The sequence below is a fragment of the Silvanigrella sp. genome, from assembly GCF_044369315.1.
GTDB lineage: Bacteria > Bdellovibrionota_B > Oligoflexia > Silvanigrellales > Silvanigrellaceae > Silvanigrella.
The window spans coordinates 1-6,792 of record NZ_JBIPMD010000189.1; the positions used below are offsets into that span (position 1 = coordinate 1).

A 6,792-nucleotide genomic window follows, 5' to 3' on the forward strand; every position below is an offset into this window, starting at 1 on the left:
CAGGGACTACTCCACGCCTAGACGCCCGTTCTATTGATTTTTCAAAACTAGAGAGACAAGATAGCGATCCTGATTTTGTTCCTTTTAGCATGCGAACAAAAGAAATGAACCAAAAACTTGTTCCTTGTTACATTACTCATACCAATGAAAAAACACATGAAGTCATTCGTAACCACATGCATTTATCTCCATTATATAGTGGAATCATAACAGGCATTGGGCCTCGCTATTGCCCTAGTATTGAAGATAAAGTTGTTAAATTCCCAGAAAGAATCAGCCACCAAATTTTTATTGAACCAGAAGGCTATCAAACTCACGAAATATATCCAAATGGAATCAGCACGAGTTTGCCTATTCACGTTCAAGAAGCCTTTTTAAAGACAATTGCTGGTTTTGAAAATGTCATTATTATGAAGCCAGGATATGCGATTGAATATGATTATGTTCAACCTACAGAACTACACCCCACTCTAGAGACAAAAAAAATTGCGAATTTATATTTTGCAGGACAATTAAACGGCACAACAGGATATGAAGAAGCTGCTGCCCAAGGTTTAATTGCAGGAATTAATGCCGCTTTAAAAGCAGATGGGAAAGCCCCTTTTATTTTGAGCAGATCAGAAAGCTATATTGGCGTTTTAATTGATGACCTTACAACTCTTGGAACAAATGAACCTTATCGTATGTTTACAAGTCGTGCTGAAAATAGATTAAAATTAAGAGAAGACAACGCTGATGCCAGACTTTCCGAATATGGAAAAAAACTTGGACTTATTAACGAAGAGATCTATGTTGAGTTTAAAGATCGTATTCAAAAAATGGAATCAGAAAGAGCACGCATTAAAGGAATTTGGTTAAATCCTACGCCTGAATTAAATGCAAAATTAACTTCATTTCAATTACCTGAAGTCTCCACTAATGTAACATTAGAAGCTTATTTAAAAAGGCCAGAAACAAATATACGTAATTTAAGAGATTCGGGTCTTATTTCAAATTATGATCTTCGTATTTTAAGATGTCTTGAAATAGAAGTAAAATACGATGGGTATATTAAAAGAGAAGAAACTTTAAGCGACAAATTAAAAACATTTGATCATGTATGGATTCCAAAAGAATTTAATTATAGTAAAGTGAGCGGTCTTTCGCGTGAAGTTGTAGAAAAGTTAAAACGTCATAATCCAAGTACACTTGGTCAAGCATCAAGAATTAGTGGTATCACTCCAGCAGCAGTTACATTATTACATACCATGATCGACAGAGAAAGAATGATTAAAAAGACAAAAGAAACAACTTTAGAACAGTCCTTATAAGGAAAGAAAGAGTTTCTTTTTTCCTTCTTTTTTATTATTTATTTTTATATTGCCAAAAAATTATCTCATTAAATAATTAAAATATGATAAGTTTAGGTTTATATTAGAAATTATATATAAACCTAAACTTATCAAATCTATTGGTGATTCATGAAAATATTAATGATTAGTCTTATGTTATTATTATTTAATCAAAAATCGTATTCCCAAAATCAAGGCAATATTGATATCGCTAAAATTATGTACACGGAAAATCAAATTTTAGGTTCGAAAATTCTAAAAGAAATTTACTCAAAATTAAATATAAATGTTTATTTTGTAGATTTACCTGGTTTTAGAGCTATTGAAGAAGTAACACAAGGAAGAGTGGTTGCCGAAGTTCATAGACCTTTTTCCTTTGGGGAAGAACATCCCATGTTAATTCGAATCACACCCGCTATAAATTATATGCAACTGAAAGCATTTTCAAATAATAATAGTATAAAAGTTGATGGGTGGAATTCTATTTCACAATATAGAATTGGCATCATAAAAGGCTCTGTTTATGTAGAAAAAGCAACAAAAAATATGCCAAATGTATTTTCAGTCAATACATTAGAACAATTGATAGAAATGAATTTGAAAGACCGTATTGATTTATTTATTACCGATGAATATAATGCTTTAATTATTTTAAAAAGATTAAAACTAAGCGACAAAATTAAACCATTATCTTTACCCTTAACAGGCAGAATAGATTTGTATCATTATATAAATAAAAACTACAAAAATATTGCAGATAAAGTTGCTGTCGTAGTTGAAAAAATGAATAAAAGTGGAGAACTAGAAGCTCTCAATAAAAAACTGAGAACAGAATCTATCAAAATGCAAAATAGTTTATGCTTTTTTGCTATTAAAATAAATTTTAAAAAAATGAAAATCGTTTACAAAACAAATCATTTTATATATACTGATTACAGTATCATTTGGAGGTTCGAAAAATATGGATAGTAGTGTTAAAATAAAAGGAACAGTAAAATGGTTTAATGAAACTAAGGGATTTGGTTTTATTACACCTGATGATGGATCTAAAGATGTTTTTGTTCACTTTTCAGCCATCAATAGCAATGGCTTTAAATCGCTCGCTGAAGGACAAAAAGTCGAGTTTCAAATTCAACAAGGACAAAAAGGCCCTTCTGCAGTCAATGTAGTTCCCATGTAAAATTCATTCCAAACCACCTAAAATATTTGCGGGTACTGATTCACTTATTTTTTTTGGTGGTGGCAAATTCCACGAATTTAATTCTTTTTCAAAATCATCATAATTTATAAGTTTAACCATTTTGTTTAATAATTTTTCTTCTTTAATATTTGAAATAAATCGGTTGTTATAGTCATGCCCAGGATAAATTAAAGTATCTTCTTGTAATTCCATGATTTTATTTAAAGAAAAATACATATCTTTTATGCTTCCTTGCTGAAAATCAGTTCTTCCACAAGAACCAATAAATAAACAATCACCCGTCATTAAACGATTATTATCAAACAAAATAGAAATAGAATCTTTTGTGTGGCCTGGAGTTTCAAAAAATTGAATTGAATAACTTCCAATTTTTCGATGATCTTTATCTTTTAATTTTGTAACTTCATAGATAGCTTCCGAAAATTTTCCTACAATCACTTCCGAAAATGGAAAATGTTTTTTAAGTTGCAGGATAGCCGTAATATGATCTGCATGAGTGTGCGTCTCAATTAAATATTTTAAATTCCAATCATTTTTAAATAACAAATCTTTATACTCATTCACATTTTCTCGTACAGAGTCTATTATTGCGACTTCTTTAGTAAGGGAATCTCCAATAATATAGGTATAAGTTGATGATGTGAGATCTTTTATTTGCCTAAATATTACGCCCATAAAAACTCCTTGCTCTTTAGACTATAAAAACAATATATAATGGAATTATCTATCTGGCAAAAAAGAATTTATATATTTTATTTTTTCATAATTATTTTTCAACTAGTCGTTAAAATGACAAACAGGCCCCATTCCATTTCCTATCTTATACAAAGATCCTTTTAATAGAGAATTTGTTATATACTTTTTAGCCGCTCGAAAGGACTCTTCTGCTGAAAAACCTTTTGCCAAATGCGCAGTAATAGCAGAAGAAAAAGTGCAACCTGTTCCATGAGAGTTTTTCGTTTCTATTTTATTTGATTCTAACCATAAAATTTTTACTTTTGAATTTTCACGCATCGCCATACAATCAGGAGAAACCGATGAATGATAAAAATGCCCTCCTTTAATAATGACCGATTTAGGGCCCATAGATAATAATTCGATAGCAGCATATTTCATTTCATTTAATGAATTGATTTTTTTTCCTAAAATAAGTTCCGCTTCGGGTAAATTTGGTGTTAAAATATCTGTAATTGGAAATAAATTTATTTTTAATTTTTCCAAAGCACCATCTTCAATTAATTTAAAATTATTTTTTGAAAAAATAACAGGGTCCAAAACTATATTTTTACAAGAATAAGATAATAATTTATCTGTAACAATTTCAATAATATCTTTAGAAAAAAGCATCCCAATTTTAATTGCATCAAATCCAATATCGGATAAAACACAGTCTGATTGAGAGATGATGATATTTTTTGGAGTCTCATGTATTGCATAAACACCTAAAGTATTTTGAGAAGTAACAGCTGTAATGACAGAAGCTCCATAGCACTTAAATTCATGAAATGTTTTTAAATCTGCCTGAATTCCTGCTCCTCCACCCGAGTCTGAACCTGCGATCGTTAAGGCTTTATCATAATGTTTGTAGTCGTCTTCGATTTTCATGACTAGACATCCTAAAAAATTAAAGTTATAAAATTCGTGATCACCAGAGGAGCCCTTACCGGGCTGAGATTGCTATTTCAGCTAAACTCTTGGAACCTGATCTGGATTATGCCAGCGTAGGAAGAGTGATAAGTTTTGTTTAATAAAGTCTTACAAAAACATTTCAAAAATTTTATTTTGCATTCGACGCAAAAGCAAAAATTTTACCTAAAATCAATTAAACACATCTTTGTTTTCTTTTCCATAAATTTAGCTGGATTTCTAAAATATTTTTTAAATAAAGGAATCACCAGGTGGAAATTTTTGATAATTTTAATCCAAAAGAAATTTTTAAAGACCAGCCAGAAAGTAAAAAAACTTACATTAATGGATCTATAAATAATATAAAAGTTCCCATGCGAGAAATAAAAATATTAGGAAATAAGAAAAAAGATACAGAAAAAAAATTATATGTTTATGATTCTTCTGGTCCCTATTCAGATCAAGATATCAATATTAATATTAAAGAAGGATTATACCCTTTAAGAAAAGAATGGCTATTAAAAAGAAACCCAATACAGGGTTCTACCAGTCAAATGTCTTATGCAAAAAAAGGAATTATTACTGAAGAGATGGAATATGTTGCCATCCGAGAATCGCAAAAAAATGAAACTTTATTTGAAAAAAACTTAGAAAGAGAAAATCGTTTAAAAAGTAGAAATAAAAATTTTACTATTCCAGAAATAATTACACCAGAATTTGTTCGAAAAGAAATTGCAAATGGGAGAGCCATTATTCCTGCAAATATAAATCATCCTGAAGTTGAGCCCATGATTATTGGGAGATCTTTTTTAACAAAGGTAAATGCAAATATAGGAAATTCTGCAATTCATTCTTCGATAGAAGGTGAAATAGAAAAGTTACTTTGGTCTCTTCGATGGAGTGCAGATACAATAATGGATCTTTCTACAGGAAAAAATATTAAAGAAACAAGAGAATGGATCTTAAGAAATTCACCTATTCCCGTTGGAACAGTTCCCATGTACCAAGCATTAGAAAAAGTTGGAGGGATTATTGAAGATTTAAATTGGAATGTATATCGAGATATTATTATAGAACAAGCAGAACAAGGGGTTGATTACTTTACAGTACATGCCGGTATTTTGTTACCTCATGTGCAATTAACCAAAAATAGAATGACTGGAATTGTCTCTCGTGGCGGAGCCATCATGGCAAAATGGTGTACAACACATCATAAAGAAAATTTTATTTATACTCATTTTAAAGAGCTTTGTGAAATTATGCGTCACTACGATATTTCATTTTCTCTTGGAGATGCCTTACGCCCTGGCTCCATTGCCGATGCAAATGATGAAGCCCAATTTGCAGAACTAAAAACCCTTGGTGAACTTACAAAAATAGCATGGAATTATGATGTACAAACAATGATTGAAGGACCAGGCCATGTTCCTTTACATTTGATTCAAGAAAATATGGAAAAACAATTTGAATATTGTCATGAAGCTCCCTTTTATACTCTTGGACCTCTAACAACCGATTTTGCTCCTGGCTACGATCATATTACAAGCGCAATTGGTGCTGCTGTGATAGGCTGGTATGGGTGCGCTATGCTTTGTTACGTTACACCAAAGGAACACCTGGGTTTACCCAATAAAGATGATGTAAAACAAGGTCTCATTGCTTATAAAATAGCCGCTCATGCTTCGGATCTTGCTAAAGGACATCCCGCTGCACGAAGTAGAGATGACGCGTTATCATTCGCTCGTTACCATTTTCACTGGGAAGATCAATTTCATTTATCACTAGATCCTGAAACAGCACGAAAACATCATGATGAATCTTTACCAGAGGAAAAAAACTTACATACTCCATATTGCTCCATGTGTGGTCCCCGATTTTGTTCTATGAGAATCAGTTCTCAAATTTACGATGAAAAAAAGTAGTAAAAAGAAAGAGGTAACATAAGTGAAAATTGGAATTATGGGTGCTGGAATTATGGGGCGCCTTATAGCAATTGAACTTCTAAAAAAAAATTATCATATTTCTCTTTTTGAAAAAGATGACATTTTATCAACTCATTCCTGTGCTGCTACAGCAGCAGGAATGATTGCGCCTTGGTCGGAAGCAATTGAATCAACAGATCTGGTTTTTGAATTAGGATTATACTCATTAGATCTATGGCCCGAAATATTAAACTCCATACAATCGAGCGATCTCTTTATGCGGCAAGGGACAGCTCATTTAGCTCTTTATAGAGAAAAATACAAATTAGACAATGCTCTAAGTCGTCTTAAAATGAGAAATATCAATATTAATTATAAAGACATTAATGATGTGAATAAAGAACAATTCATTGGACATTATTCTGAAAATTACTCCGCAGGATATTATTTACCCAATGAAGCAAGTATAGATCCAAGATTATTTATTGAACGTAGTAATTTATTTTTTAAGAAAAATAATTTAAACTTTTTTACAAATACGAAAGTAATCCATTTTAGTAAAAATAAAATATCCACAAACGAAGATAATTATGGTGCGCCAAGATAAGTGCGTAAGAACCAGTGAGTGCGAATCTCACCCACGTAAAGATTAGCCATCAGCGTGGAAGTAAGCAGTGCGATTAATAAGGTAACAAATTAATTGAAGCCATTG

At 31.3% G+C, this 6,792-nt stretch carries 7 protein-coding genes and 1 riboswitch; of the genes, 5 read left to right on the top strand and 2 right to left on the bottom strand.

What is annotated here, in order from left to right; all coding sequences use genetic code 11:
- The 3 genes from mnmG to cspE all read left to right on the top strand — a co-directional run.
- On the top strand, positions 1-1,310 hold a 1,310-nt coding region (gene mnmG / locus ACIQ56_RS13050; RefSeq protein ID WP_397601493.1), incomplete at its 5' end, for a tRNA uridine-5-carboxymethylaminomethyl(34) synthesis enzyme MnmG.
- 150 nt (positions 1,311-1,460) lie between these two features.
- Positions 1,461-2,300, top strand: coding sequence for a substrate-binding periplasmic protein (locus tag ACIQ56_RS13055; protein WP_397601494.1), 840 nt, complete (start codon positions 1,461-1,463; stop codon positions 2,298-2,300).
- A complete protein-coding gene (gene cspE, locus ACIQ56_RS13060; protein WP_397601495.1) occupies positions 2,293-2,511 on the top strand; it encodes a transcription antiterminator/RNA stability regulator CspE in 219 nt (72 codons plus the stop codon). The genes ACIQ56_RS13055 and cspE overlap by 8 nt, the downstream gene beginning before the upstream one ends.
- Before the next feature lie 3 nt (positions 2,512-2,514).
- On the opposite strand, the gene ACIQ56_RS13065 is transcribed toward cspE, so the two are convergent.
- Complete coding sequence (locus ACIQ56_RS13065) at positions 2,515-3,207, bottom strand: MBL fold metallo-hydrolase (protein ID WP_397601496.1); 693 nt, start codon at positions 3,205-3,207, stop codon at positions 2,515-2,517.
- A gap of 102 nt (positions 3,208-3,309) precedes the next feature.
- Entirely contained in the window at positions 3,310-4,137 is an 828-nt protein-coding gene (gene thiD / locus ACIQ56_RS13070) for a bifunctional hydroxymethylpyrimidine kinase/phosphomethylpyrimidine kinase (RefSeq protein WP_397601497.1), read from the bottom strand.
- A gap of 35 nt (positions 4,138-4,172) precedes the next feature.
- A riboswitch (TPP riboswitch) is annotated at positions 4,173-4,278 on the top strand.
- A gap of 152 nt (positions 4,279-4,430) precedes the next feature.
- On the opposite strand from thiD, the gene thiC reads away from it, so the two are divergent.
- Complete coding sequence (gene thiC / locus ACIQ56_RS13075) at positions 4,431-6,080, top strand: phosphomethylpyrimidine synthase ThiC (protein ID WP_397601498.1); 1,650 nt, start codon at positions 4,431-4,433, stop codon at positions 6,078-6,080.
- 22 nt (positions 6,081-6,102) lie between these two features.
- Entirely contained in the window at positions 6,103-6,687 is a 585-nt protein-coding gene (locus tag ACIQ56_RS13080; protein ID WP_397601499.1) for an FAD-dependent oxidoreductase, read from the top strand.
- The last annotated feature ends 105 nt before the right edge of the window (positions 6,688-6,792 follow it).